The following is a 26,633-nucleotide window of genomic DNA, read 5'->3' as shown; positions in this document are numbered from 1 at the left end:
TTCTTACTGATACTAGGGAAGGTTATCTTTTCAAAAAAGCCAAATGTCGGCTGGTAATACGTATTTAAAAGCGAAAGCAGTTGGTACCTATTTACTGTACACAAAAGGAGTGAAAGTACTGGTATGAAGTTAGCAGAATTAAGAAAAAGTGGTCATACACCATCATTAGTTGCGTCATTTTTATACTTTGATGTCAGTTTTATGATTTGGGTAATATTGGGTGCGCTTGGGGTTTTTATTACGAAAGACTTCGGTCTGTCCCCCGCACAAAAAGGCTTTATTGTAGGGGTTCCTATTCTTAGTGGTTCATTTTTCCGTCTGATCCTTGGCGTCTTAACAGATCGAATTGGACCGCGCAAAACAGCCATTATTGGTATGCTTGTCACGATGGTCCCACTCGTTTGGGGATGGTTATTCGGCAAGACATTAACAGAACTTTATTTAATAGGTATCTTTCTTGGGGTAGCGGGGGCAAGCTTCGCAGCAGCTATTCCAATGGCGAGTCGCTGGTATCCTCCTCATTTACAAGGATTAGCGATGGGAATTGCAGGTGCTGGTAACAGTGGAACCCTGTTTGCCACGCTTTTTGGCCCGCGTCTTGCAGAAAGCATTGGCTGGCATAATGTGATTGGGTTAGCAATTATTCCTCTCTCAATTGTTTTTATCCTTTATGTCCTGTTGGCTAAAGATGCACCAGTACAGCCTTCAGCAAAGAAGGCAGGGAATTATTTTACTATTTTCAAACAGAAGGACACCTGGTATTTCTGCCTGCTTTACAGTGTTACTTTTGGCGGATTTGTTGGGTTATCAAGCTTTTTAAGTATCTTTTTTGTAGACCAGTATCAATTATCAAAGGTTAGTGCAGGGGATTTTGTAACACTTTGTGTAGCCGCTGGGAGCTTTTTCCGTCCTGTTGGCGGTGCCATTGCGGATAAAATTGGCGGCACTCGTCTTTTGACCTTTTTATTTATAGCAGTCGCCCTATGCATGTTTGGTGTCAGCCAGCTTCCGCCTCTAGCACTTGTCACAACTTTATTGTTCTTTGGGATGCTATTTTTGGGAATGGGAAATGGAGCCGTCTTTCAATTAATCCCACATAGATTTAAAGATGAAATAGGGAGGATCACCGGGATTGTTGGAGCAGCAGGCGGCATCGGCGGATTCTTTGTACCTAATATCCTCGGAACACTTAAACAAATATCCGGAACATACGCACCAGGCTTTTTGGTTTATGCAGGAATTGGATTAGCTGGTTTGATCGTAGTACTCATTGCAAGGCTATCTTGGCAAAAAACCTGGGTTTCAAAGGAAGCTTCAAGGCAAATTTAACTTTTCTTTCTCTATAAAACAACTAATCTAAAAGTGTAAAGGGACATTCAAACACGGAATGTCCCTTTTCTAATCTAGAATGATTTAAGCAAATCACTGATTACCTCATTTGCAGCCCTTTCTCCCGTTTCGACAGCTCCATTCAAATAGCCTGGATATTTTATCGAGGTATGCTCACCTGCAAAGAAGATATTGCCTTCCCGTTCTCCCGGAATACCAGCAAATTTCGTAAATTGGCCTACCTTCCAATAGGAATACGCTCCTTTGCTCCATTGATTACTTAACCAGTGATCAACAGTCGATAAGCCATTCCAGTGTATTTCACCATCAGGCAAAACATGCTTTAACTTGTCCAAAAAATCCCTAGTCCTTTCCTTTAATTCCTCCTCTGTAGAGGCCTTCTGACCTGCCGCCGTACCTGCTCCCGTAAAGTTGACAAGGATTCCTGATTTACCTAGCTGTGTACGAGAGGACTCAAAAGTCTGCTGATAGCCTGTATCGGAAAAAGTTTCTCCGTTATTTCCACGCTCATTCCAGAATCGATTGGAAAATTGGACATGAAGTTTCGTATTAACTCCCATTCCAAGCTCCTTAATCGCTGTTTTTTTTAATGAACAAAATCTTGCATTCTCATAATCTATCATCCTTAAAATCCTAAAGGGTATAGTCAGAATTACCTTATCCGCCAAAACTTCAAATTCTTTATCAGCTTCCCGAAAATGGAGTCTTATCCCGCTTTGATCATTTTGTTCAATCTTTACTAATTGAGAATTAAATCTAATTTGTCCATTAAGATTTTGGGCTAATAGTGCGGGGAGCTGATCATTGCCTCCCCTTATATGAAAGCATTCATCTGAATCTCCATAAATTTGAAAGCGGTCAGATTGAACAAATCCTAATAAATAAAGTAGATTTAATGCACTTTGTTGATTGGCATCAGCTCCATTTTCAATCGTATAGGCAACTTCTAATAATTTACCAAATTTAGAATCAATCCCTCCTGGAACAGTTTCATTAATATAATCAACAACGGACATATGATCCAATTCATACCCGCGTTCTGTGTAGCTATTATAAAGTGTCAATTCACCGGCTTCTTTTAAATCCCTTTTTAGTTTAGGGAGAATCGTTAAAAAATCATTTGTTACATCTTCTAAAGAATAAGGACTACCATTGAAAAAATAAACTGGGGCAGTTCCTGTGGATTCTGCCATGGGTAAATTATCAAGCTTTAAACCTAGTTCTTTAACCAGTTCGAGAATCTCCTTATGATTCGTATCAATGAATTCACCACCACGTTCAACAATTTGTTCCTCCTTGAAGAAGCCCCTCCTTGTCCAACAACGTCCCCCAACCCGCCCCGTTGCTTCATAGACAGTAGATGAAATTCCAGCCTGCTTAAGACGATAGGCACAAGTGAGCCCCGCCAAACCCGCTCCCACAATGACAATCCTGTGAGTATTTTCTTTATTCCTGTTGATGTTAATTATTTGATCGATTTCCTTTTCTGCAGTAATACGGTTTTTAACAGGGTCAACCGCTTGTAGTAAAGCTTGTCCAGAACTTATTTGATTCATCAGCTCATTACTTGCTATTGCAAAACATTTCTGCAAGATACTTGCCAATAGTGTTCGTGTCAAGAAACCACCCCTTTAGGCAAAAATAGACCATGCTCATCATCAGTTGATTTACTATCGTAAAATAGTAACGATGTTTAATAAAATATGCATGGCATCTTTGATTTGCTATAGGCAATAAGGTGGTTCTGCTTTTTCTGATGAAAACTGGCTCCTCCTAGTCCGCATAATGATCAGCTGCTTTATTCCACACAAATTGTAAACTTTACCTTGTAAGCGCTCCTGCTTTAATGGTACCCATATTTTCCTAAGTCATTTTTACCTGTTCAGAAGTCTCTAAATCATGTGTTTAACAAGCAGATATACATATTTGCGATACATTTTCCTTTTATTAATCTATCTTTTATAACTATAAAAAGTAACAATCCAGTGAAATTTTGGTATTATGTTGGTATAATTGAAATAGTCACAAATGCTCTAATAGCTTACTAGATTTTCAAATTTAAATAGTTTTAATATTGGAAATACTTAAACTCCCTAGAGGTGAAGGTCTTGCGTAAAAATAAACTCATCATTGGCAGCAGTTTCATTGTTATCATTGCGATGGTATTTGCGGGTGTTTACTATTACCAGTCAACCCATTTCAATGCACATATCACGATCAATAACACAAAAGCGGGCGGCCTGACTGCTGAACAAGCATTAAAAAAACTTAAATCAACTGTATTAAAAAACGATGTCTATATCGGAAAAGATCGTATCTTCGATGGTAAAGATACGAAGATGGAATTCACGAGTAAAGACCTTACTAGTGTGAAGAAATTATTAAAAAGCCAGCAAACTTTTTGGCCTTCCTCAAAAGAAAAAAACTTTTCACTACAGCCAGGAAAAGTTGATCTATATCGAAGCGAAACAATGAAAAAACTTGTAGAGGAAAAGATCCTTTCTATGAATAAAGGCTTATTAGCGCCTAAAGATGCGGAGGCCCGTTTAGAACAGGGCAAAATTGTCGTCTCTAAAAGTGTTGATGGGAAGCAATATGATGTCACTCAATTATTAAAGGATTATCAAAAGCAGGAATATACCAGTGAAATCTTTTTGAAGCCTTATTACATACAGCCGATCAAAGAGGACAGTCCAATTATAAAAAAAGAAGAGAATAAGCTGAAGGAACTTGTACAACGTACAGTTGATTATAAAGTTCAAAATAAGATTTATTCTTTACAAGGCAGTGATCTAATTCAAAACGCCACTGTGACAAAAGATCTGAAGGTTACGATTAACTCGGAAGAAATTAAAAACAAGATAAATGATATTAATGACGCTCAATCCACATTAAATAAAGATTTCAAATTTAAAACCCACTCAGGATCAGTCGTAACAGTAAAAGGAGAATCCTACGGCTGGGCTATTAATGTTACTAAAGAATCAAAACGGGTACAGGAAGCCTTCGAAAAAGGCGAAAAATCACTTGAGGCAGGGTCTATTTACGGATCTGGCTGGAGTACTTACGGCACCGGCTATAATGCAACAACCAACGGTGGGATTGGGGGCACATATGCTGAGGTGTCCATTAAGGACCAGCGTATTTGGCTTTATAAAAATGGAAAATTAGTTTTTACAACCAATGTAGTTACAGGCAGACATAACACGAATGAAGATACACCGCCGGGAGTGTGGTATGTCATGTATAAAGAAACCCCATCCGTACTCGAGGGAACTAGTGTAGGCCATGGGAATTATTCCGTTAAGGTCCAATATTGGGCGCCATTTACACTTAGCGGCTGCGGGTTCCATGATGCCAGCTGGCGTAGTAACTGGGCAAGTAATGCCTACCTTACTGCAGGCTCAGGCGGCTGTGTTAATACTCCTTCAACTGCTATGGAAACCGTATATAATACGCTCAGTAAAAATGAACCCGTAGTCGTATATTAAGAATAACAAGCAGAAATTGTTTTATAGACAAAAGAGGCAGGAAATCATTATCAATGATTTCCTGCCTCTTTTTACATTAATACTTTCATGCAAACGGAGTCTTTAAAACAGTTCTCTGAATTAAAGCGACAAAAAGAGACATATTTAATAAAACCAATTCTTTGGATAAAAAAACCATTTAGGTATCAAAATAAAACGAAGGTAAAATCCTTAAAAACTATTCATTTACATGCATAGCCATTCTTTTTGAATCACAATCAAAGTATAGCGGGGAAGTTGGGATGAAATTATTTAGCATTTTACGCAAAAAAATAGATTCAGTTGAGTCAAAGCGACAAAATGGTGATGCAGAGAACCAGTTAGAAAAAAAAGTGCTATCTAAAAACTTGTCCGATAATGAATGGGTTCTAAAATCTATCTATATGGATTGCCCTGATGTGATCTTTCGAAACTTTACTTTAGGTGGAAACACCTCCGCTATCCTTGTTTATTTAGAAGGTTTAGCGAACATAGAAGAGATTGACCGAAGCGTGCTTACACCATTAATGGACATAGATGAATTAACTCCAGCAGGCACAGAGGTTATTATCAAACAAAAATTAACTGTTTCAAAGGTGACTCCATTAACTACTTTTGCCGACATCATTGAACAAATATCTAAAGGAAACCCGACTATTCTTATTGACGGACACTTACAAGGTATTTCAGTTGGATTATCTAAAAGCGAGAAACGCTCTGTCGAGGAACCAATCGCTGAATCTGTTGTTCGCGGACCTAGGGATGGTTTCACCGAAACAATAGGGGTTAATATTTCACTTTTGCGCCGCAAAATCAAAAGTCCTGATTTAAAAATGAAATCCATCACTCTGGGAAAGTATAGTCAAACCCAGGTGGTCTATATGTATATGAAAGACATTGTCGATGATACGTTGGTAGAAGAGGTCGAGAAAAGATTAAGCCGAATTGATATCGACGGTATTTTGGAAAGCGGTTATATTGAGGAATTTATCGAGGACGACCCTTTTTCTCCTTTTCCGCAAATGATCAATACCGAGCGCCCGGATTCAGCTGCCTCGCAACTGCTTGAGGGCCGAGTAGTCATATTGACAGACGGTACACCCTTTGCCCTTATTGCACCTGTTACATTTTATTCCTTGCTTCAGTCACCTGAAGACTATTATCAACGGTTTATGATTGGAACATTAATTCGTTGGCTGAGATACTGCTTTTTACTAATTGCCCTGCTTCTTCCTTCCTCTTATGTGGCGATTCTGACGTTTCATCAAGAGATGATTCCAACAACTCTTTTGCTTAGCGTTGCGGAGTCCAGAGAAAAGGTACCTTTTCCTGCCCTAATTGAGGCCCTTATAATGGAGATTACATTCGAGGCACTGCGGGAAGCCGGGCTTCGATTGCCAAAACAAGTCGGCTCTGCCGTTAGTATTGTCGGAGCACTGGTAATTGGGGATGCGGCGGTCTCTGCCGGTCTTGTATCGGCACCAATGGTTATGGTCGTTGCGATTACAGGGATTTCCTCCTTTGCCATCCCACGCTACAATGCCTCCATTGCCATCAGAGTGCTTCGTTTTCCGATGATTTTTTTCGCCGGGACACTGGGGCTGCTTGGTATCATGCTCGGTATACTATTAATTATTGTTCATTTATGTACATTACGTTCATTCGGTGTTCCATATCTGGCTCCAATGGCCCCATTAAAGGGTTCAGGAACAAAAGATGTTTTACTGAGAGCTCCTTGGTGGTCTCTTAGACAGCGTCCACACCTGACAGGAAAATATAATAAGTATCGCCAGTCAAGGGGACTCAGACCCGGGCCTGGTAATGAAAAGGAATAGGGAGGTGAATTGTATCTATGATTGAACGCGGGAAAATATCTTCTATTCAAATGGCCATCATGATGAATCCTGCTATTCTGGCAACCGTCCTCATGTTAGTTCCTGCCATAACAGCGAAACATGCAAAACAGGACCTTTGGCTGTCTCCGATCTGGGCCTCTGTTACAGGGTTTATCGTTGTCTATATCGCCTATCGTCTTCATAAGCTCTATCCTAAAGAAACATTAATACAATTCAGCGAACGAATACTCGGAAAAATAATCGGAAAAATAATTGCTGCTTGTTATTTACTGTATTATTTGCATCTAACCGGCATTATTCTCCGAGAGTATGGCGAGTTTGTCTCAGGTACATTCCTTCACCTCACTCCAATGGTGGTGGTTTTAGGATCTATGGTGGCCGTATCCGCTTTTGCTGTCTACGGGGGACTAGAAGTGATTGGAAGGTGTTCCGAAATCATCGTACCAGTTGTTCTCCTCCTTTATCTAACCATTTTTATATTGCTCTTTAAGGATTTAGATATTAACCATATGTTCCCTCTCTTAGAAAATGGCCTAAATCCTTCATTACTTGGCTCCGTTGTACCGCAAAGTTGGTTTAGTGAATATATTGTCATCTCATTTTTCCTCCCATACTTAACCGATCAAGAAAAGGGACTGAAATGGGGAATGCTGTCGGTATTTAGTGTGATGTTTATTATGGTTATTACCAATTTTATGACTTTGTTATTACTTGGAAAATTGAATTCAGTGGTAACCTATCCCGTGATGATTGCAGCAAGGTACATAAGTATTGCCGATTTTTTTGAACATTTGGAAGCGGTTGTTATGGCCATTTGGGTAGCGGGCGCATTCGTTAAAATTACAGTCTTTTATTATGCCCTCGTACTTGGGATGGCTCAATGGTTAAAACTGTCTGATTTCCGGCCATTGGTTTTACCGACAGGTCTTTTGTTGATTCTGATGGGAAAATGGTCGGCAGCCAGTCTGCAGGAACTGGCTCACTTTCTTAGTTCGACAGCCCCTTTTTATTTACTAACTTTTCAAGTGTGTTTACCTGTCATTCTGTTATTCATTGCTTTAGTCAAAAATAGATCGAAGCAACAGAAGGGAAAAACAGCAGGATGAATCACCACTTTATTAAATATTTAGTTCTATTTATTTTGATTCTATCAAATGGTATTCTTAGCGGTTGTTGGGACAGGCAGGAACTAAATGATTTGGCATTGGTGACAGCAGCAGGGATTGATAAAAAATCGGATGAGACGATTGAACTTACCGTTCTTACCATTGTTCCAAAAGGGGGGACTGGACAACAAGGGCAAGGCGGTAGCAGCAGTGTAAAAACATTCGTACGAAAGGCAACAGGTAAAACGCTTGCTGAAGCCATGTCCAAACTTCAGGAAATTCTTCCCCGTCAAATTTTTTGGGGAATATGTAAAGTATTCATTATTGATGAGGAGCTTGCCAAAGAGGGAATTGCATCACATATTGACTTTATCATGCGCTATCCACAAATTCGGGAAAGTACAAATATATTTATTAGTTCAGTAAAGGTGAAAAAGGTCTTAAGCCTCTTGCCCCCGCTTGAGCGTGATATTTCCGAAGTGCTTAAAGAGTTGGTATCGCTAAAGATTGGAATGGATGTATCGACTAAAGATCTAGCGGAAATGATGGTCAGTGAATCTGGTGATCTTGGGGTTCCGTGGATAAAGATCCTCCCTCCGGAAAAGGGCAAAGGGAAACAAACCATTGCTTATATTACTGGAACGGCCATCTTTAAAAAAGACAAAATGATCGGCCATATTGATGATTCGGAGACAAGAGGGGTCTTATGGTTGAGAGATGAAATCGAGCTATCTATTGTTTCTTTGAAACCGGAGGAAACGGATGGATATATTTCGTTGAAATCTCTTAACGCGAAGACAGAGTTAATTCCAAAAATTGAAAATGGTAAATGGAAAATAGTCTTTAAAGCTACAACTGAAAGCGATATTGTGCAAAACTCAACATCCCTAGACACCTCCAATCCTAAAGTGGCCGAAAAGCTTCAAAAACTTTTGGAAAGGAGAATTGAAAAGAAAGTAGAAGTGGCACTTAATGTTGTGCAAAAGGATATGAAAGCTGATATTTTTGGATTTGCAGAAGCCTTCCACCGAAAATATCCTAAGATATGGAAAATAGAGAAAGATAATTGGGATAAAATTTATCCAGAAGTCGAAGTTTCATATGATATAAACGCACATGTTCGCAGACAAGGAATGAGCTCAATCAATCCTAAATTCCCTAAGAACGAGGTGAAAGAAGAATGAAATGGGGGAGTATTTTAGGATGTACTGTATTAATTATTATGATCATCCTTTTTCAATGGTCCAGATTAAAGCAGAAGCAAGTAAAGGAAAAGGCAGCACTCCTTACACTATCTATTTTGGGGTGGATTCTGGCAATTCTAATGCTATTTTTCCCTGATATGCCTGGTCCCACTCAATTTATTGATTGGATGTATAGACCCCTTGGGGAACTCTTGAAATAAACAACGTAAACACGGGTAAACACGGGGACGGTTCTCATGCTTCGAAAGCATGAGAACCGTCCCCATGCATCTACAATTAAATCGTAACGTAATCTCTCCATTTATGAATAGGCTTCCAATTTAGCAGCTTTTTAGCCTTTTCATTATTTAATAATGGGGCGAAACCTGATAAATCCCCACGGAAATCCTTTACAGCAGAAAAACAAGTTTCCATCAGTTGTTTGCTTTCAATATCCATACTTGTTTCATCGGCACCAATATTAAGAGCAACGGAACCCAGTCCATCCGTTTCAACAGCTAGACGGTAGGCGGTTGCTGCATCTCTTGTATCAATATAACTCCAAAGAATGGTTTTGCGTTGTTCAGGGTCATGGATAAATCCAGGGAAATTTTTATACATTTCTGGAGAAATAACATTTCCTAATCGAAACGAAACTACCTGCATACCTGTTCTTCGGTGAATCATATCCGCGGTTTTCTCATTAACGATTTTGGACAACCCGTAGCTTTCTTCCGGCAATTGCGGATGGTCCTCATCTATTGGTACATATTGAGGCTGTAAATTTTGCTTTGAAAAACAAATGCCATATGACGATTCACTTGAAGAGATGACAGCCTTTTTGATTCCTAAATTCCCTGCCGCTTCTAAAATGTTATAAGTGGACATGACATTATTTTGAAAGGTCACTTCATTTGGGTGTGAGTAAGCAACGGGAATCGCTGCAAGATGTACTACCGCATCAGCGCCAGCCAATACTCCGTAAACCTCACCTAGATTGGTCAAATCTGTAATAACTGTCCGACAAAGCGCTTGTTTGGGATACTTCATATCTGCATTCACAACATCATACCCATGGTCCAAGAATTCTTTTATGACATCCGCTCCCAGAAGTCCACTTCCACCTGTTATGACTACTTTTTTCATGTCTACTCCTCCATTTATCATTGGCTTGGCATATGTTATTGACAAATCTTTGTTGATTGCATAAACTAAGTATATTATATAACGGGATATTTTCAAGTAAATCGTCTCAACTTTTTGTTCTATATAAAACGCTTCCTACCTTTATACAAAACTAAAAATATATTAAAATCTTAAATAGTAAGGGGATCAACAAATGAAAAAAATCGTAAAACCCAATACACCATTAGTGGAACAAATGTATACAGCCGACCCTTCCGCCCATGTATTTGAAGGTAAAATTTATATTTATCCTTCTCATGATCTCGATCATGATGGACCTTCGACTCACGAAGGGGAACACTATTCGATGGAAGATTATCACGTCCTATCGATAGATGATTTTGAATCTCCTTGTGTGGACCACGGGGAGGCGCTTCATGTTAAGGATGTCCCATGGGCAAATAAACAGATGTGGGCACCAGATGCAGCATATAAAAACAATAAATATTATTTATTTTTCCCTGCTAAGGATACAAATGATATTTTCAGAATTGGGGTCGCTACAAGTTCAAAACCTGCCGGTCCATTCATACCAGAAAAAGATTACATTCCCGGCAGTTTTAGCATTGACCCGGCTGTTTTAGTAGATGACGATGATAAGGCCTTTATGTATTTTGGCGGACTTTGGGGAGGGCAATTAGAGAAGTGGCGGACAGGCGTTTATCTTCCTGATGGGGAAGGTCCTGCTGATTTAGAACCTGCTTTAGGACCAATGGCAGCGGAATTAAGTGAAGATATGCTTACCTTTAAAGCAAAACCTCAGGAAATTTTGATTGTGGATGAAGAGGGAAATCCAATCCTTGCTGGTGATGAGTCAAGAAGATACTTTGAAGGCCCTTGGGTCCATAAATACAAGGGGATTTACTATCTTTCTTATTCTACTGGTACCATACATACCATTGCATATGCCATGAGTAAAAATCCTCAGGGACCATTTGTTTACAAAGGAACTATTCTTACTCCTGTAATAGGATGGACCACCCATCATTCGATTGTTCAATTTGAGGATAAATGGTATTTATTTTATCATGATTGCTCTTTATCAAATGGAGTCGACCACAAGCGCTGCGTTAAATATACTGAATTAAAATATAACGAGGATGGGACCATCCAAACGATAGATCCTTATAAGGGATCAAACTCATTAGATGAGGTAAACCTTTAAACATTGTCATAATAAGTAAGTAAAAAAAGGCCATCTCTTTAGAGATGGCCTTTCACATTTGATGTACTAATAACTTTGTTTATTGTTTAAACTAATAAACATATAGGAACAATAGTTCAGAATTACAAACTATTAAAGTGAGGTACTTAGCACTATAGTAGAAAACCCCATTTTTAGGAAGGGAAGTGATATGATATATAAATAATATATATAATACTAGAAAGGAGCATCAGGATGGACCAGGATATTTTATTTCGGAATAATGTGAAGGTAAAAGGCCATGGTAGACAATCAATTATTTTTGCTCCCGGCTTTGGTTGTGACCAAACGGTTTGGAAGTCAGTTGCAAAAGCGTTCGAAAATGATTACCAAATCATTTTATTTGATTATGTAGGTTCAGGCCGTTCAGACATACATGCTTACGACTCGAAAAGATATAGCAGTCTTGCAGGATACGCACAAGATGTATTGGATGTATGCTCAGCCTTAGATTTAAAAAACACGGTATTTGTTGGACACTCTGTTGGAAGTATGATTGGTATGCTGGCATCGTTAAGTCACCCTGAGTACTTCTCTCATCTTGTTATGATCGGTCCTTCTCCATGCTACCTAAATGACCCTCCGCATTACTATGGAGGCTTTGAAAAAGAGGAGCTTATAGGTTTGATTGATATGATGGAGAAAAATTACATAGGCTGGGCGAATGTTTTCGCCTCGACGGTGACAAATAATCCAGAGCGGCCAGAGGTTAAACATCAGCTGGAAGAACGTTTTTGTTCCACTGACCCTATTATTGCGCGCCAATTTGCAGAGGCAGCTTTTTTTGCAGACAATCGCAGCGACTTAATAAAAGTAACGGTACCATCGCTTATTTTACAATGTTCAAATGATATTATTGCTCCTTTAGCGGTAGGAGAATATATTCACCAGCATCTTCCTAATAGTATGTTGAAATATATGGATGCAACGGGACATTGCCCGCATATGAGCCATCCCGAGGAGACGATCCGCTTAATCCGTCAATACCTAAGCATGGCGTCTATAGATGTCAGCTTAGCGGGCAGAGGAGCTCATTTTTAATGGACGAACAATTGAATCATGCACCATGTGGATTTCTGACTTTGTCAGAAGATGGAGTGATATTATCCATTAATCAAACCTTGCTAAAGATACTCGATTACACCCAAGATTCATTAACAGGGCAGCATGTCAATTCTATCCTTACTGTCCCTGCTCGGATGTTCTTTCAATTCTATTTTTTTTCACTTTTAAAACTTGAACATCAGGTTGAGGAAATGTATATTTCACTAGCGTCCAATAAGGGAGAAGAGATACCTGTTCTTATCAACGCTATCTCTAGAAGAGTAAAAGAGACAACTTTATTTGAGTGTATTCTTATCCCGATGCGCAAAAGAAACGAGTATGAAAATGAATTGCTTTTAGCAAAAAAGGAAACCGAAGAAGCCTTAAAAGCAAAGCATAAAGTGAATGCAGAATTAGAGACTACCCTTAAAAAGCTCCAAATTCAAAAGGAAGAACTACTTGAACTTAACAAACAAAATCATAATTATAAAATAGAAACAAAGAAAGAGTTGGAGCTTGCTAGAATTATTCAAGAAACATCACTAACCGATCCGATTATCAATGAAAAAGTTCAAATGGAAGTATTCTATAATGCGTCTGGTGAATTATCCGGTGATATCTACGGGATTTATCAAATTGATCAGCATCGCTTTGGAATTATCCTGCTTGATGTTATGGGCCACGGTATTTCTTCAGCTTTAATTACGATGACTCTTCAATCTCTGTTTCAAAGATTAATCTCAGCAGGATTTGCTGTTGAGATTGTCATGAAAGAATTGGATAGCCACCTTCACAAATTGTTTTGGAATAACGAGGAAGCTAGGCATTATTCTACCGGTATCTTTCTTTTAATTGATACAGAAAAGCAAATAATAGAGTATGTCAATGCAGGTCATCCCCCTGCTTTATGGCAGGACTCTGACGGAAAACAATATGAATTATTTTCTACAGCCCCACCACTTGGAACCTTTGAAGGTGTTGAATTTAAAACTAAAACCTTTACCTTTAGAAAAGGTGGCAGACTGCTCCTATATACTGATGGTGTTGATCCCCTTGCTTCTAACCATTTAGCTCCTTTATTAAAAAAAACAATAGCATTACCTTTATTTAAACTGAAAGAGGAAATATTACAGTCCTTAAATAATGAAAAAAATGTCTATCATAAAAGTGATGATGAATCCTTTATTCTCATTGACTTAAAATAGGAAATCCTTCATTAATAAACATCAACAACAACAAAATGTCCACTGTACGTGGACATTTTGTTGTTGTGTCTTTTTATGGTGTCAGGCACCATTTTTACAATAGGGATTCGGCCCCATCGATATAGATTTCACTTCCTGTAATGTGGCTGGATTGGCTGGAAGCAAGAAAAAGAACCAAGTCAGCCACTTGTTCAGGTTTCCCTGCTGCATGTTCTAGCGGCTGGCTGCCTTGTGGATATTCGATCGGGATTTCAACCTTTTTTAAATTCTCTTTATTTTTCCATGTATTTTCATTTATATTGGTTTCAATAGCACCTGGGCAGACCACATTGACCCTAATACGATAGTTGGCAAGCTCCAGCGCCGCCATTTTCCCAAAGCCCATCTGGCCAATTTTGGATGTACTATACGCAGACATACCAAAGTTTTTATATACCCTGTTTCCATTTATGGAACTAGTAATAATGATACTTCCCCCATTAGTCTTCAAATGAGGAATGGCGTATCTAACAGTTAAAAAGGTACTTGTTAAGTTATTTGAAATAGTCAGATCCCAATCTTTCGGGTCCAAATCCTCAATCGGTGTAACTTCCCCATTAATACCAGCATTTGCAAAGACAACATCCAGTCTGCCCCATTGTGCAACCGTTCTTTTGTAACAGTTTTCTACTTCCTCGGGATGTGATACGTTGGCTTCTAAGACGAGTGCTTCACTGCCCATTTCTTCTATTTGATTTTTAACTTCTTCTACATTTTCTTTGTGCAAATCTACTAAAGCAATCTTTCCTCCATTTTGGGCAAGCTTTATAGCAGCCGCCCTGCCAATTCCTGATCCAGCTCCCGTAACAAGAGCAACTTGATTTTGAAGTAGTTTCTCCACGTAATAAAGCCTCCTTATTATGATGTGATGTATATACTATATCCATCCCCGAGGTTTTAAAACGGGAGAAACACCTCTATTTATAATACAGTTCAAACGTACTACAATTACTCTATCGAAATAATCCCATTTTCACCCTGTGAAATTTTCCCCTGCTTCTTAATATTTAATTTGGCCAAGTTTGTAAAAACAATAGGAGAAGCGGTAGACGTTGCTAAATTCCCAATCTTTTCTAAATCGAATTTTAGAATTTCCTGTCCTTTTTTGACTGGATCTCCGTCTTTTACAAGAACAGTGAATCCTTCCCCTTTTAAATTAACTGTGTCTAAACCAATATGAATCAATACCTCATATCCCTGTTTAGATTTTATCCCGACCGCATGTTTAGTTGGGAAGACACTCATAATTTCTCCATCAACAGGGGAAACTACAGAACCCTTAGCGGGAATAATCGCAAAGCCCTCTCCCATCATCTTTTGTGAAAATACCTGATCTTCTACTTCCGTGATCGGAATAATCTCACCCTCAATCGGCATCACAAAATCCTGTTCATTTAACGGCAGATATTTTTGAGTTTCAGAAGATGTTACTACTTGTGCAGAAGGAATACTTACTGACTTAGTATCCAATCTTTTCATAGCATCTGCTACAAACTCTACCTCCGTCCCTACAATGATTTGGAGGTTTGTTTTGTTTAGTTTCATGACGCCCTTTGCACCATGTGATTTCAAGGAAGAATCTCTAACCTTATCCATATCTTTAACATTTAAACGAAGCCGGGTTGCACAGTTATCAATATTAGTTATATTTTCTTTACCGCCAATATCATTAATAAAATGATAAGCCATCGTTTCGTATTTATCTGTTCCTACAGCCGTTTCTATCGTTTCTTTCTCCACGGTTACTTCTTCCTCATCTTCACGACCAGGTGTTTTTATATTAAATGCTTTAATAACTCCATAAAAAACAACAAAATAAATAACTCCGTAAATCAAACCTAGTAATAACAAAAGTAATGGTTTTTGAGCAATATTAAAGTTTAAAATATAATCGATTGCACCAGCTGAGAAGGTAAAGCCATCTTTAATCCCCAACATAGTGACGATTACAAAAGAAAGGCCTGTTAACACTGCATGAATTCCATAAAGCAGCGGAGCAATAAACATAAATGAAAACTCAATTGGTTCTGTAATACCTGTAAGGAACGAGGTTAATGCTACACCGACAAACATACCTGCAATTGATTTTCTTTTTTCTTTCTTAGCAGCTGCAATAATCGCAAGTGCTGCACCAGGTAAGCCAAACATCATGATAGGAAAGAAACCTGTCATATAGGTTCCAGCGGTTGGATCTCCTTCAAAGAAACGGGCTATATCCCCTGATTTACCTTGGAATGTCCCAAATTGAAACCAAAACAAACTGTTCAAGACATGGTGAAGACCTAGCGGAATTAACAAACGGTTTAATATCCCAAAAATACCTGCTCCGATTGCACCTAAACCAATGATCCAGTTACCAACCCCATTGATCGCATCTTGAATGTGCGGCCATACAAATCCTGCAATTCCAGCAATAATAACCATTGTAATGGAAGTTACAATTGGTACAAATCGTCTTCCACTAAAGAAAGCTAACCATTCTGGTAACTTAATGTCACGAAAACGGTTATATAGTAATCCTGAAATAATCCCTGTGAGTATTCCCCCTAAAACTCCCATATTTATATCTTTATCAATGGCTAAGGTTCCTTGTGTTAAAACCAAGTAACCAATGGCCCCTGATAACGCGGCCGCCCCATTATTATCCTTTGCAAACCCCATTGCAACACCGATGGCAAAAATTAAAGCTAAGTTTGCAAAAACAGCATTACCTGCATTTGCGATAAATGGAATATCCAGAAGATCCGGCTGACCAAAACGTAACAGCAATCCGGCTGCTGGTAAAACTGCTATCGGAAGCATCAATGCTTTTCCAATTCGCTGTAGAAATCCTAACATCAGTAATCTCTCCTCTTTCTCATGTAAGCGTTTATCTTTTCACAATGACCATAGTACCATTGAATTGTTATAGTTGTCTATACCAATAATAAATGAATTTATTGGAAACTTTGACTATTTACCTTATAATATAAGTAAACACCTTTAACAATCGCAAAAAATTGGTATAGACATCTATAATTTGCAGATGATAGAATTACAGGTGTCTAGAAAGGAAGTAATTAAAATGATTACAAATTTTAAACCTATTTTGCTCAAGGGAGTTCAAATATATTCTGAAGATCAATGGATTGAAAATGGCTATATAAAAATAAAAAATCAAAAAATAGTTGAATTAGGAACAACCGAAAATCTTTCCTTACAGGAAGAATTTGAGGTACTCGACATTCCGTTGTCATTTAAATCTGTTCCAGGTTTTATCGACGTTCATATCCACGGGGTTAATGGAGCAGATACCATGGATGCCACGAAAGAAGCTATGGATATCATGGCCAAGGCTCTACCAGGCGAAGGAACCACCAGCTTTTTAGCAACAACCATGACCCAGGAAGAACATCAAATCGAAGAGGCCTTATTGAATGCCGGAACGTACATCAATGGAGAGCAGGCCCCAGGAAAAGCAGAAATACTAGGAATCCATCTTGAAGGTCCTTTTGTGAATAAAAATAAAGCAGGAGCTCAACCCATTCAACATATCATTAATCCAGATTTGGAGTTGTTTAAAAAATGGGAACAGCTCTCCGGTCACACAATCAAGATTGTCACACTGGCTCCCGAGCAGCCAGGCGGTCTTGAGCTGGTGCGGCACTTAAAAACAAATGGAATGATTGCATCCATCGGCCACACCGATGCAACATTTGAACAAGTAATGGAGGCCATTGATGCAGGAGTAAACCATGTTACACATCTGTACAATCAAATGCGCGGATTACATCACCGTGAACCAGGCGTGGTAGGGGCAGCATTTCTAAAAGAAGAGTTAAAAGCAGAACTCATTGTGGACGGGGTGCATGTCCACCCAGAAATGGTGAACCTCGCCTATCAGCAAAAAGGGAAAAAAGGAATCATTTTAATTACAGATTCCATGCGGGCTAAATGTCTAAAAAACGGGAACTATGATTTGGGCGGGCAGGACGTAACCGTACGGGATGGCAAAGCCATCTTGAGTGACGGAACTCTTGCAGGAAGTATTTTAAAACTAGGTCAGGGCGTAAAAAATATTATATCTTTTACTGGCTGCCAAATCGAGGAGGCTATTGAGATGGCCGCTGTCAATCCAGCTAAACAACTGAATATTTTTGATCGTAAGGGTAGCATTTCTGTAGGAAAAGATGCTGATATTGTTATTCTTGATGAGAACTTAGATGTCTATATGACGTTATGCCGTGGGAAGGTCGCCTATATCAAAGGAGGAAAAACAACATGAAGATTATTGAAGCAACAGATTATAAAGATATGAGTAAAATAGCTGCCGATTATATAATTCAAAAGGTCAATCAATCCCCAAAAATTAAGCTTGGACTTGCAACGGGCGGAACCCCAATGGGAATCTATTCAAATTTAATTGCTGACCATCAAAAGAATGGGACTTCCTATCAAGCGGTTACAACATTCAATTTAGATGAATATGTCGGACTTTCTGGAGACAACCCAAATAGCTATCGTTATTATATGAATGATAACTTATTTAATCATATTGACATTCAAAAGAATAACACATTTGTTCCACGTGGAACTGTCGGCGATGTCGTAAAAGAATGCGAATCTTATGAGGATTTACTTACTAAACATAAAGGCATTGATTTACAGATTCTTGGCATTGGAGCAAATGGCCACATCGGGTTTAATGAACCCGGAACATCATTCCATTCTCAAACCCATGTGGTCCAACTAGCTCCTTCCACAAGACAGGCTAATGCAAGATTTTTTAGTAGCTTAGAGGAAGTTCCAACAAAAGCAATTACAATGGGAATTGCCACGATCATGAAAAGCAAAGAAATTCTCCTGCTCGTTTCCGGGGAAGCAAAAAAAGAAGCTTTGAAGAGGCTTTTGACTGAAAATGTAGATGAAAAATTCCCAGCATCTGTGCTCAAAAATCATCCATGTGTTACAATTATTGCAGATAAGGCTGCAATTGCTGGTTTAAAGGTTCACAGTTGAGTTCTTCCTCTCTGTATCCTTTTAAATGAGAGCAGACCGGTTCCCCGAGTTTAAAGAGAAAGGATGCAGTTAAGAGGAGAATGATTAAAAAGGATTCCCCCATCCCAATATATTATCAACTTCAAGAGCTTATAAAAGATTTAATTGATAAGGGTGAGTTAAGACCTGGTGATTCCATTCCTCCCGAAAGAGAGTATGCCGAAAAATATCAAATCAGCCGGATGACGGTGAGACAAGCTTTCACCCAGCTTGTGAATGATGGATATCTACACCGAATCCAGGGAAAAGGTACTTTCGTTTCGGAGCGAAAAATTGAACAACCACTTCATCGATTAAGAAGCTTTACCGAAGACATGGTTGCTAGAGGGCTAAAACCAGGGAGTCTGTTAATTTCCTTTGAAATTATACCTGCAACTAGTCAAATTGCCAGCCAGCTCGGTATTCAAGAATATGGCCCCGTTTATGAAATTAAACGTATTCGGTTAGCTGATGATGTCCCTATGGCCTTAGAATCAAATTATATATCGGCAAACCTTGTGAAAGGTCTAACGGAACAGATTGTTAAAAAGTCGGTTTATGCCTTTATTGAAGAACAATTGAATTTTCAAATTGATCACGCTTCACAAGTCATTGAATCGTCGATTGCCAATCAAGTGGAAGCCAAATTTTTAAAAATAAAAAAAGGTTCTCCGATCATGCTGATTCAACAACAAACCTTTTTAAAGGACGGAACTCCCGTTGAATATGTTCGGTCTTCCTATCGCGCTGACCGGTATAAATTTATGATTGAAATGAAACGGTAAAACTACGATAAAAAAGCCAAGACAAGACTAGGATCCTCGACTTTGGCTTTTTTATTTTTTGTTTCTAATGTTTACAAGTTCGCTGCTGAACGGGAATAACCATTATTTCTTTTCCGAAATCGACTTTCTTATGACTAACTCTGTTTCAACAAAAATCTTTTCGCCCTTCATTTCTTGATTTTCAACAGCCTCTAAGATCTTTTCCGCCCCGTGCCTGCTGATCTTTTCAATCGGTTTTTTTACCGTTGTCAATGAAGGGTTTGTATATTGCGCGACTTGAATATCATCAAAGCCGATTACGGATATATCTTTTGGTACATTTAACCCTTTTGCAAAAGCTGCATTGATTGCCCCAACTGCCATGTCATCATTAGAACAAAAGACAGCAGTTGGCGGATCCTTTAAGGCCAGCAATTTTTCCATCGCCTTATATCCGCTTTCCATATCATAATTTCCGTTAACAATGTAATCATTGCGAATGGGAATCTGCTCATCAATCAATGCTTTTAAATATCCTTCTCTCCGCTCCAAAGAGGATTTAAATCCCTTAATTCCTTCAATAACCGCAATATCCTTGTGGCCTTTTTCAATGAGATACTTTACTGCTTGACACGAGCCTTCCCGGTCGTTAGATAAGATATTTATAATAGACTGATCGTTGACCTCTCTATTAATGACAACAATAGGAATTTTTTGATTAAGCACATGATAGATAAAAGCATTATCCACTTCGCTTTGGCTCATCAAGATAATCCCGTCGAATCTTTTATGATGAATCGATGAAAAGTCATGATAATCATCTATACCTCTTACAAATAAATTATAATTCTCATTAATCACACTATTAACGCCTTTTACAGTGTCTGCAAAGAAACTAGGTGATGTACCATTTGAAATACTTGTAAAGAAAAGACCAATGGTATAAGACTTTTGCATGACAAGGCTTTTTGCATTAAAGTTTGGTATGTAGTTAAGCTGAGCAGCTATTTCTTGTATCTTTTTCTTAGTTCCTGGCTTTATAAGCGGACTGTCATTTAATGCACGGGAGACAGTCGTATGGGATACATTTGCCAGTTTCGCTATATCTTTAATGGTAACCATTTTTCTTCACCCTTTATTTAACCTTCCGCTTCTAATTTTACCAAGAGTACATGTGATTGAATACTATTATAGCCGCTTAGCTGTTTTTCTAAAAGACGAGGAGTGGATATAACCCCCTCGTCCTTATTCATTGGTCACTCTTATTATTCTTAGAATCTTCCATTTTCCCAACGGCCATTATTTAAATCGTTAGCAACGCTCCTGAATTTATCATCAGACAAGTTGTATAGTAAGCCGAGAATGATAGCAGCAAGCAGTAAGGCAATTGCTGGATAAAGAGTCATTGTGCCCTTAATTCCTAGAAGTGTACCTGCAGATTGATGAGCATTCGCAACATAGCCAGTTGCAGCAAGAACACCTGCAGAAACTAGAGCAGCAAGTGATTGGGCAATTTTACGAGAGAAGTTGAATGCTGCATATGTAACACCTTCTTTTCGAACACCAGTGTGCCAGTGTCCATAATCAATGGTATCTGAAACAAATGCCCATGTAACACCATTTGAAATGGCTAAAGCGGCATAACCGATCGATACTAAGACAATAAACGTATAAATGTTTGTTGGGATAATAAAGTTTAAACCATCGGCAAGTACACCAATTAAGAGACCTGCCATTGCTGTTTTCTTTTTGCCATAGCGGCGTACTAGCATTGGAATTAAGGCAATACCTGCAACTGAACTACCCATTTGGATGAAGTTAATAATTGGCTGTAAACCTACGTGGCCAAGGTTATATTGGCAGAAATAAATCATCATTGCGTTATTCGTATTCATTGCTGAAATCGTAAACAGAGTCATTAAAATTAAGCACCACAATGGACGGTTTGTGAAGACAACTCGGAAATAGTCTTTCGCTGAATGCTTTTCCTTCCCCTTAACATTCTCAGATTTAATATGTTCTTTTGTATTTTTATAGCAAATCCAAAAACCAATAACACCGATTAATGCCATAATGGCAGCCGTTATTGGATAACCTATTTTTTGAGTTGGGAATAGCATCAAGATTGGAACAAAAGCAACACCAGTAACTAATTGAGCACCGATTGACCCTGCTTGCCGTGTTGATGCCATAATCGAACGCTCTTCAACATTCCTCGTCATAACGGAAGCCAAGGAACCATAAGGAACATTTGTAAATGAATAGATTAGACCCCATGCCATATAGGTACCATACGCCCAAGCAATTTTCCCGCCCATTGATAGGTCCGGCATTGTAAATGTAACGACCGTCATAACGGCCAGCAAAATAGAGGCAAGCATCATAACAGGACGGAATTTGCCGCGTTTACCAGGTGTCCTTGAGTCAATAATGGAGCCTGCCAAAGGATCCATAAAAGCATCAAAAATTTTCGTTATGGAAAAAACACCTGCCGCAGCCGCCGCGCTAATGCCAGCAATGTCTGTATAAAAATGCATTAAATAGGACTGACCTAAGTCAAACATGAATCCGTTTCCAAAATCACCAAATCCATAACTAACTTTCTCTTTTGTGGTAATTTTACCTTGTTCCGATCCGTTATTAGCTTCCTTTAATTTTCTTGCAAGATTTTCTGTCATAAATACACCACCCTTAAGTAATAGGACCTGCATTTTTAATAAAAACCAAACGTGAATCCGCTTACAATAAGCTATATGATATCTCATTCTTTAAAACTAGGTATCTTGAATGGACATGAAACTTTTTGATATAATTGTTCTGATAAATTTTTTATGAGATTCCCACTTTACTAATATTATTCGCCAATAATACTAGTAATATCGGTGGGGTCTTTTTTTATAGATCAAAACCAAAGTATTCTTTTACATTCTGTTAACAAATGCCTTGGACAATCTTTCCTAAAAACTCAATTCTATTTGGCGCTTCCCCATTTTCGGACTGCTGTTTCATTTTCAAATAAAATTTTCATCTATGAAGTTACGCATGTTTTTCACCATCTTTCTTAATTGTAAATTTAGCCTTTTTAAAAATCTGAATCCGTTACAAAAGGTTTTGTTAACGTTAACAAAATAAATCAAAAAATTTTATTCCGCAATTTTCGCAGTATTATTTCTCTTATCCATTTTCTTCTAATTAAATGTTAACGTGAACATTTCGCCTGTTTTTATAATACCTCGTAAAAAAATTTCTTTCAATTGTTTTTCATAATTTTTTAAGCGTTTCCAATAAATATTCAAAAATTCTACAGTAATGTTATGTACAAGTGATAACCAACAGCAAAAAAAAAGACCAAGAAACGTATTTCTTGTCTTTTTTACAAAGTCATTCCTTGATATTTATAAACAACATCATTACTTATTTGAAACTTATTTAGCAACAATCTGGTCCGCCCAGGCAAAGAGCTCATCGAGGTCGTAATCTCCACCGTGGAACCGCACCTGTTTAAGCGGCTATTTTTAAACAAGTCCTCGTTACTCTGTTCCCTTTCGCATGAATGCAATTTAATTAATAAAAGGAAATTATTAAGAGTTGTGTTAATAAAAAATTAAAATGATAATACAAAGAACCCTCTGGACTTACTGAATCTAATGAAGTAATCGAGAGGGTTCTTTAACTTTCTTTTAGTCTAATTGATAATAGCTGCAAACAACTTGACCAACCGCTTTCGCAGCTAAACAAATCTATAATGCTAAGCATATATCTCTTATGAACATGGCCCTTCTGTATTAAAGTAGGACCTTTATTAATAGTGATGAAGGAATTGAACCTAGTAACTTACCTTTGTATATCGTTTTAATAAGTGCAAGCATATCAGCCTGTAGATGATTTCGTATGCACTTTGCAACTGCAAATCCTCAATAGATTATCATTTTCTAAATCCATTCTAGAGCTATTCCCCCTCCATTTGAGGAACATTTCTTCTTCGGTTTAAGAATCTAATTAGAGCAATAAAACCACGTGATGACCAAAACGTCATTGTTAGGACAGCCAAAGTATGAAACGGACTCCAATTTCTACCATATTTCACCAATTTTGTGTATTTTTCAAGCCACCATTGAATAATTGTCATCGGTACACTAAATAAAAAAACACTTGGGATGATTTTAGATAGCTTAAGATTATAGGTAAATTGGCTGTACAACACACATAATAACGGGAATATTACATAATCAAACACGATGTTTGTTTCAAAAAACTTAGAAAAGTATCTATATGGGTATGAAACCAATTTTTTCTTTACTACAGGACCATCAATCATGGTCGTAATAAATGTCTTGAATAAATAAACAAGAAACCAATCTTTTATTGGACCTTTTTTAAATATGAAGGACCAGCCGCCGATCCCTAAAATAGTTATTATTTTTAAAATCTTTTTATCGTTCATTTCTAACACCCCCATAAATTTATTTTGTATACCTTGTAGAAAATTATGATGTTTGATTTATATTTTTTAATTGGTCAATGTCTAAAAATGATATAAGAAAGAAATAATAATCTGGATACTCCAAGAAGGTGAAACCCTATCCCAATTTATAAATGAACCTTAGTAAGGGGAGGAAGTATTCTCATGGATAAATTAGATGATGAACTGCTTTCACATCAACCACATGTAAAACACTTTTTTGAACAAATCAAAAATATGCTGATAAACCTGGATTCTGATGAACAGCCCTCCCCATCCGTATCTACCGAAACCAGCTTATCTATCCAAATGGCTATTAGCTTTCAAAATACGAAAGCAGCATTTATGGCTTTTGCAGATACGGTTATTCCATCAGCCTTAGGGGCTTTGGATTTGCGAATTGACGATTACATGGTTTGGATATTGGATCATTTTGTTTCAATCCAAGGAGAATGGAGTGTAAAAAACATCCCATTGTCTTCTCAAACCGCGAGAATACTTGATATTGCCGCCTACCAACTAATCGCTTCCGGAAATATAAAAGTAACTCCTGATTATTCTTCTAATCCAGATGGAGGTCCTTTTTCTGCTTTATCACCTAATGATCGTTTTGAAGCCATCCGCTTATTAGAAAACCAACAAGTTGATCTAGAAGTCCTTCCCCCACCATATCGAAACAATGGTGGTTTAGTTAAGAATGTAATAACTTCCCTCCATCAAATGGTTATGTTTGGCTATTATTCAGAATGGTTTTCTCTTGGATCTACAAGATTAGCTTACCCGGAGGATCATCGTATAGAAAGACAGCCATTTTTGTGGGAGAGTCTGAATTATCCAGGTCCTTCCTATGGGTATCGGGCAGTTAGAGGATTTTTAGTAGATAAATTTTCAGAATAGAGGTAAAAGAATGAGTTTAGATGCGGATGTAATTATTATTGGTGCCGGCGGCGGCGGGGCTGTTGCTGCTAAAGAGTTAGGTGAATTAGGAATCAAAGTCCTCATCCTCGAAGCAGGTCCTTGGTATGGGAATAAAAAATGGCCCCATCCCAATCGGGAACACGGAGCTATTAGCAGCTCCAGTGTAGAAGATTTAGATATTAACCTATTGCGCAGTCAATATACAAAAAATGAACATACTATGAATTCCTATGAATTTGGTCGTTTTCGCTGGGGTCCTGCTGATCGCCGCCGCTCACCCTGGCACAGAAATCTTCCTAAAAACGGACTTCTCTGGCAAGCAACTGGCGTAGGAGGGACAACACAACATTACTGGGCAAACTCACCGCGGGCCTATTCTATGGCTATTGATGGTGTCTGGCCCATTTCCTATCGGGAATTGATTCCCTACTACGAAAAGGTAGAAGATACTTTGCCCGTTCGACCTGCTCCGACTACTCCAAAAGAGGAATTATTTTATTATGGGGCAAAAAAAGCCGGGTGGTCCATGCTGAATACCTTAAACCCAACTTCTCCTGGCTACCGTCCTAACCCAAATGCCATCCTGCACCCAAATGAACGGTTGATGGATTCGGATACTAGTCTGGAAGAGATATCAAAAATGGAGGGATGTACGCTTTGCGGTCATTGTATTAATGGCTGTCCGCATGGCCCATCAGTTGATAAAGTGGCTAAGCGCCCTACCAACATAAGTTATATACCACTTGCCTTAAAAACCAAAAATGTAGACGTTCGGCCTAATACCTATACAACAAAGATTTTGACGGAAGAGCATTCTAAAGAAGGGCTTCGTGCAGCCGGAGTTCAGTACAGAGATACATGGACAGGGGAGACTGGGGAATTGTATGCCAAGGTGATTGTGATGGCAGCTGGCTGCATTGAAAGCCCGAGACTTTGGCTAAATTCTAATTTACCGCAAAATTCGTGGGTTGGACGGGGATTGACTCACCATTATTGGGATTGGGTAACTGGTTTGTTTGATGAAAAGGATCTCATGGGCATATTGGGGCAACCAAGCGTAAACCCATTTGTTGGCCCTACATCAGGGGGACGATTAGATTACCCAGGGCTAGGGTGTATCCAGCCAGCTGGAGTAAGCCCAGGATTATTTTCCTCTTTAACCTTTGGATTTACCGATAGTGGATATCATTTTGCACATAATCAATCGCTTGAAGAACCTTGGGACCTAGAAGGCCGGGTAGTGGGCAATGAATTAAAAGAATGGATGTACCATTACAAAAATACTTTAAGCATGATGATTCTCACCGATGATCAACCTCATAAAAGAAATGGTGTAACCACTAATCCTTTAGTAAAAGATGAGCACGGTCCTATTCCAATCGTACAGTATACAGCAAGCAAGGAAGATAAACAGAAACGGACGCTGCTAGCGAAATTTGCCGCTGACATTTTGCGCAAAGCTGGTGCCAAGAAGATTATCCGTTCCAATTGGCCAGCTCATTTATTTGCCCATATTGAATCAACAATGCGAATGGGTTTTGTCGTAGATAGTAATTGTGAAGCCTATCAAGTTAAACGTCTTTTTATTGCTGATAATAGTGTACATTTTAACGGGATTGGAGGACCTAATCCTACTTTGACTACTCAAGCATTAGCTACTCGAACAGCTGAAAAGCTAGCGAATATATATTTTAGTTGAATCTTTGGGAGTATAATACACATAGATATATCATTACCTAAGTAAAAAGAGGCAGTTTTTTTACTTTAAATTCACTTCTTTTTAGTTTTCAT

At 38.4% G+C, this 26,633-nt stretch carries 21 protein-coding genes; 14 read left to right on the top strand and 7 right to left on the bottom strand.

Going from position 1 to position 26,633, the window contains the following annotated elements; genetic code table 11:
• Window positions 1-123: 123 nt before the first annotated feature.
• Window positions 124-1,329 (top strand): MFS transporter, encoded by a 1,206-nt coding sequence (locus AAHB15_RS19180; protein ID WP_342043099.1) that lies wholly within the window; start codon window positions 124-126, stop codon window positions 1,327-1,329.
• 74 nt (window positions 1,330-1,403) lie between these two features.
• Here AAHB15_RS19180 and AAHB15_RS19175 read toward each other — a convergent pair whose 3' ends face one another.
• On the bottom strand, window positions 1,404-2,969 hold the full coding sequence (locus tag AAHB15_RS19175) for a flavin monoamine oxidase family protein (RefSeq protein ID WP_342043098.1): 1,566 nt from the start codon (window positions 2,967-2,969) through the stop codon (window positions 1,404-1,406).
• Between the two features lie 480 nt (window positions 2,970-3,449).
• On the opposite strand from AAHB15_RS19175, the gene AAHB15_RS19170 reads away from it, so the two are divergent.
• The 5 genes from AAHB15_RS19170 (at window position 3,450) to AAHB15_RS19150 (ending at window position 9,226) form a co-directional block, all read left to right on the top strand.
• A complete protein-coding gene (locus tag AAHB15_RS19170; RefSeq protein ID WP_446715886.1) occupies window positions 3,450-4,841 on the top strand; it encodes a L,D-transpeptidase family protein in 1,392 nt (463 codons plus the stop codon).
• 281 nt (window positions 4,842-5,122) lie between these two features.
• Complete coding sequence (locus AAHB15_RS19165) at window positions 5,123-6,694, top strand: spore germination protein (RefSeq protein WP_335571858.1); 1,572 nt, start codon at window positions 5,123-5,125, stop codon at window positions 6,692-6,694.
• 17 nt (window positions 6,695-6,711) lie between these two features.
• Window positions 6,712-7,821, top strand: a complete 1,110-nt coding sequence (locus tag AAHB15_RS19160; RefSeq protein ID WP_342043097.1) for a GerAB/ArcD/ProY family transporter — start codon at window positions 6,712-6,714, stop codon at window positions 7,819-7,821.
• Window positions 7,818-9,005 carry a Ger(x)C family spore germination protein gene (locus tag AAHB15_RS19155; RefSeq protein ID WP_335571860.1) on the top strand — a complete coding sequence of 396 codons (1,188 nt, stop codon included), beginning with the start codon at window positions 7,818-7,820 and terminating at the stop codon, window positions 9,003-9,005. The genes AAHB15_RS19160 and AAHB15_RS19155 overlap by 4 nt, the downstream gene beginning before the upstream one ends.
• On the top strand, window positions 9,002-9,226 hold the full coding sequence (locus AAHB15_RS19150) for a hypothetical protein (protein ID WP_335571861.1): 225 nt from the start codon (window positions 9,002-9,004) through the stop codon (window positions 9,224-9,226). Before AAHB15_RS19155 ends, AAHB15_RS19150 begins: the two co-directional genes overlap by 4 nt.
• Before the next feature lie 76 nt (window positions 9,227-9,302).
• Here AAHB15_RS19150 and AAHB15_RS19145 read toward each other — a convergent pair whose 3' ends face one another.
• On the bottom strand, window positions 9,303-10,151 hold the full coding sequence (locus AAHB15_RS19145; RefSeq protein WP_342043096.1) for an NAD-dependent epimerase/dehydratase family protein: 849 nt from the start codon (window positions 10,149-10,151) through the stop codon (window positions 9,303-9,305).
• 193 nt (window positions 10,152-10,344) lie between these two features.
• Here AAHB15_RS19145 and AAHB15_RS19140 point away from each other — a divergent pair, with 193 nt between their 5' ends.
• The 3 genes from AAHB15_RS19140 to AAHB15_RS19130 all read left to right on the top strand — a co-directional run bounded on the left by AAHB15_RS19140 (window position 10,345) and on the right by AAHB15_RS19130 (window position 13,643).
• Window positions 10,345-11,355, top strand: coding sequence for a glycoside hydrolase family 43 protein (locus AAHB15_RS19140; protein ID WP_342043095.1), 1,011 nt, complete (start codon window positions 10,345-10,347; stop codon window positions 11,353-11,355).
• Window positions 11,356-11,589: 234 nt separating this feature from the next.
• A complete protein-coding gene (locus tag AAHB15_RS19135; protein WP_342043094.1) occupies window positions 11,590-12,435 on the top strand; it encodes an alpha/beta fold hydrolase in 846 nt (281 codons plus the stop codon).
• Entirely contained in the window at window positions 12,435-13,643 is a 1,209-nt protein-coding gene (locus AAHB15_RS19130) for a SpoIIE family protein phosphatase (protein ID WP_342043093.1), read from the top strand. Before AAHB15_RS19135 ends, AAHB15_RS19130 begins: the two co-directional genes overlap by 1 nt.
• A gap of 94 nt (window positions 13,644-13,737) precedes the next feature.
• Here the strand turns inward: AAHB15_RS19130 and AAHB15_RS19125 are convergent, their stop codons facing one another.
• The gene (locus AAHB15_RS19125; protein ID WP_342043092.1) at window positions 13,738-14,523 is read right to left on the bottom strand and encodes an SDR family oxidoreductase; all 786 of its coding nucleotides are present in this window, start codon (window positions 14,521-14,523) and stop codon (window positions 13,738-13,740) included.
• Between the two features lie 107 nt (window positions 14,524-14,630).
• Window positions 14,631-16,520: an N-acetylglucosamine-specific PTS transporter subunit IIBC gene (gene nagE, locus AAHB15_RS19120; RefSeq protein ID WP_335571867.1), complete on the bottom strand. Its 1,890-nt coding sequence runs from the start codon at window positions 16,518-16,520 to the stop codon at window positions 14,631-14,633.
• Window positions 16,521-16,746: 226 nt separating this feature from the next.
• On the opposite strand from nagE, the gene nagA reads away from it, so the two are divergent.
• The 3 genes from nagA to AAHB15_RS19105 all read left to right on the top strand — a co-directional run bounded on the left by nagA (window position 16,747) and on the right by AAHB15_RS19105 (window position 19,483).
• The gene (gene nagA, locus AAHB15_RS19115) at window positions 16,747-17,946 is read left to right on the top strand and encodes an N-acetylglucosamine-6-phosphate deacetylase (protein WP_342043091.1); all 1,200 of its coding nucleotides are present in this window, start codon (window positions 16,747-16,749) and stop codon (window positions 17,944-17,946) included.
• The gene (gene nagB, locus AAHB15_RS19110; RefSeq protein WP_342043090.1) at window positions 17,943-18,680 is read left to right on the top strand and encodes a glucosamine-6-phosphate deaminase; all 738 of its coding nucleotides are present in this window, start codon (window positions 17,943-17,945) and stop codon (window positions 18,678-18,680) included. The genes nagA and nagB overlap by 4 nt, the downstream gene beginning before the upstream one ends.
• Window positions 18,681-18,760: 80 nt before the next feature.
• Entirely contained in the window at window positions 18,761-19,483 is a 723-nt protein-coding gene (locus AAHB15_RS19105; RefSeq protein ID WP_144566139.1) for a GntR family transcriptional regulator, read from the top strand.
• Between the two features lie 102 nt (window positions 19,484-19,585).
• Here AAHB15_RS19105 and AAHB15_RS19100 read toward each other — a convergent pair whose 3' ends face one another.
• The 3 genes from AAHB15_RS19100 to AAHB15_RS19090 all read right to left on the bottom strand — a co-directional run bounded on the left by AAHB15_RS19100 (window position 19,586) and on the right by AAHB15_RS19090 (window position 23,906).
• On the bottom strand, window positions 19,586-20,584 hold the full coding sequence (locus AAHB15_RS19100; RefSeq protein ID WP_335571870.1) for a LacI family DNA-binding transcriptional regulator: 999 nt from the start codon (window positions 20,582-20,584) through the stop codon (window positions 19,586-19,588).
• 149 nt (window positions 20,585-20,733) lie between these two features.
• A complete protein-coding gene (locus tag AAHB15_RS19095) occupies window positions 20,734-22,140 on the bottom strand; it encodes a glycoside-pentoside-hexuronide (GPH):cation symporter (RefSeq protein ID WP_342043089.1) in 1,407 nt (468 codons plus the stop codon).
• A 1,271-nt stretch (window positions 22,141-23,411) separates the two neighbouring features.
• Window positions 23,412-23,906, bottom strand: coding sequence for a CBO0543 family protein (locus tag AAHB15_RS19090; protein WP_335571872.1), 495 nt, complete (start codon window positions 23,904-23,906; stop codon window positions 23,412-23,414).
• Window positions 23,907-24,089: 183 nt separating this feature from the next.
• Between AAHB15_RS19090 and AAHB15_RS19085 the strand changes: the two genes are divergently transcribed.
• Together AAHB15_RS19085 and AAHB15_RS19080 are read left to right on the top strand one after the other, a co-directional pair.
• Entirely contained in the window at window positions 24,090-24,821 is a 732-nt protein-coding gene (locus AAHB15_RS19085; RefSeq protein WP_342043088.1) for a hypothetical protein, read from the top strand.
• Between the two features lie 10 nt (window positions 24,822-24,831).
• Window positions 24,832-26,541 (top strand): GMC family oxidoreductase N-terminal domain-containing protein, encoded by a 1,710-nt coding sequence (locus AAHB15_RS19080; protein WP_342043087.1) that lies wholly within the window; start codon window positions 24,832-24,834, stop codon window positions 26,539-26,541.
• Window positions 26,542-26,633 lie beyond the last annotated feature (92 nt).

Source organism: Bacillus sp. OTU2372 (genome assembly GCF_038440275.1).
Lineage (GTDB): Bacteria > Bacillota > Bacilli > Bacillales > Cytobacillaceae > Neobacillus > Neobacillus bataviensis_B.
The sequence above is the reverse complement of the archived record's forward strand: the minus strand, read 5'-3'. Positions and strand labels throughout refer to the sequence as shown.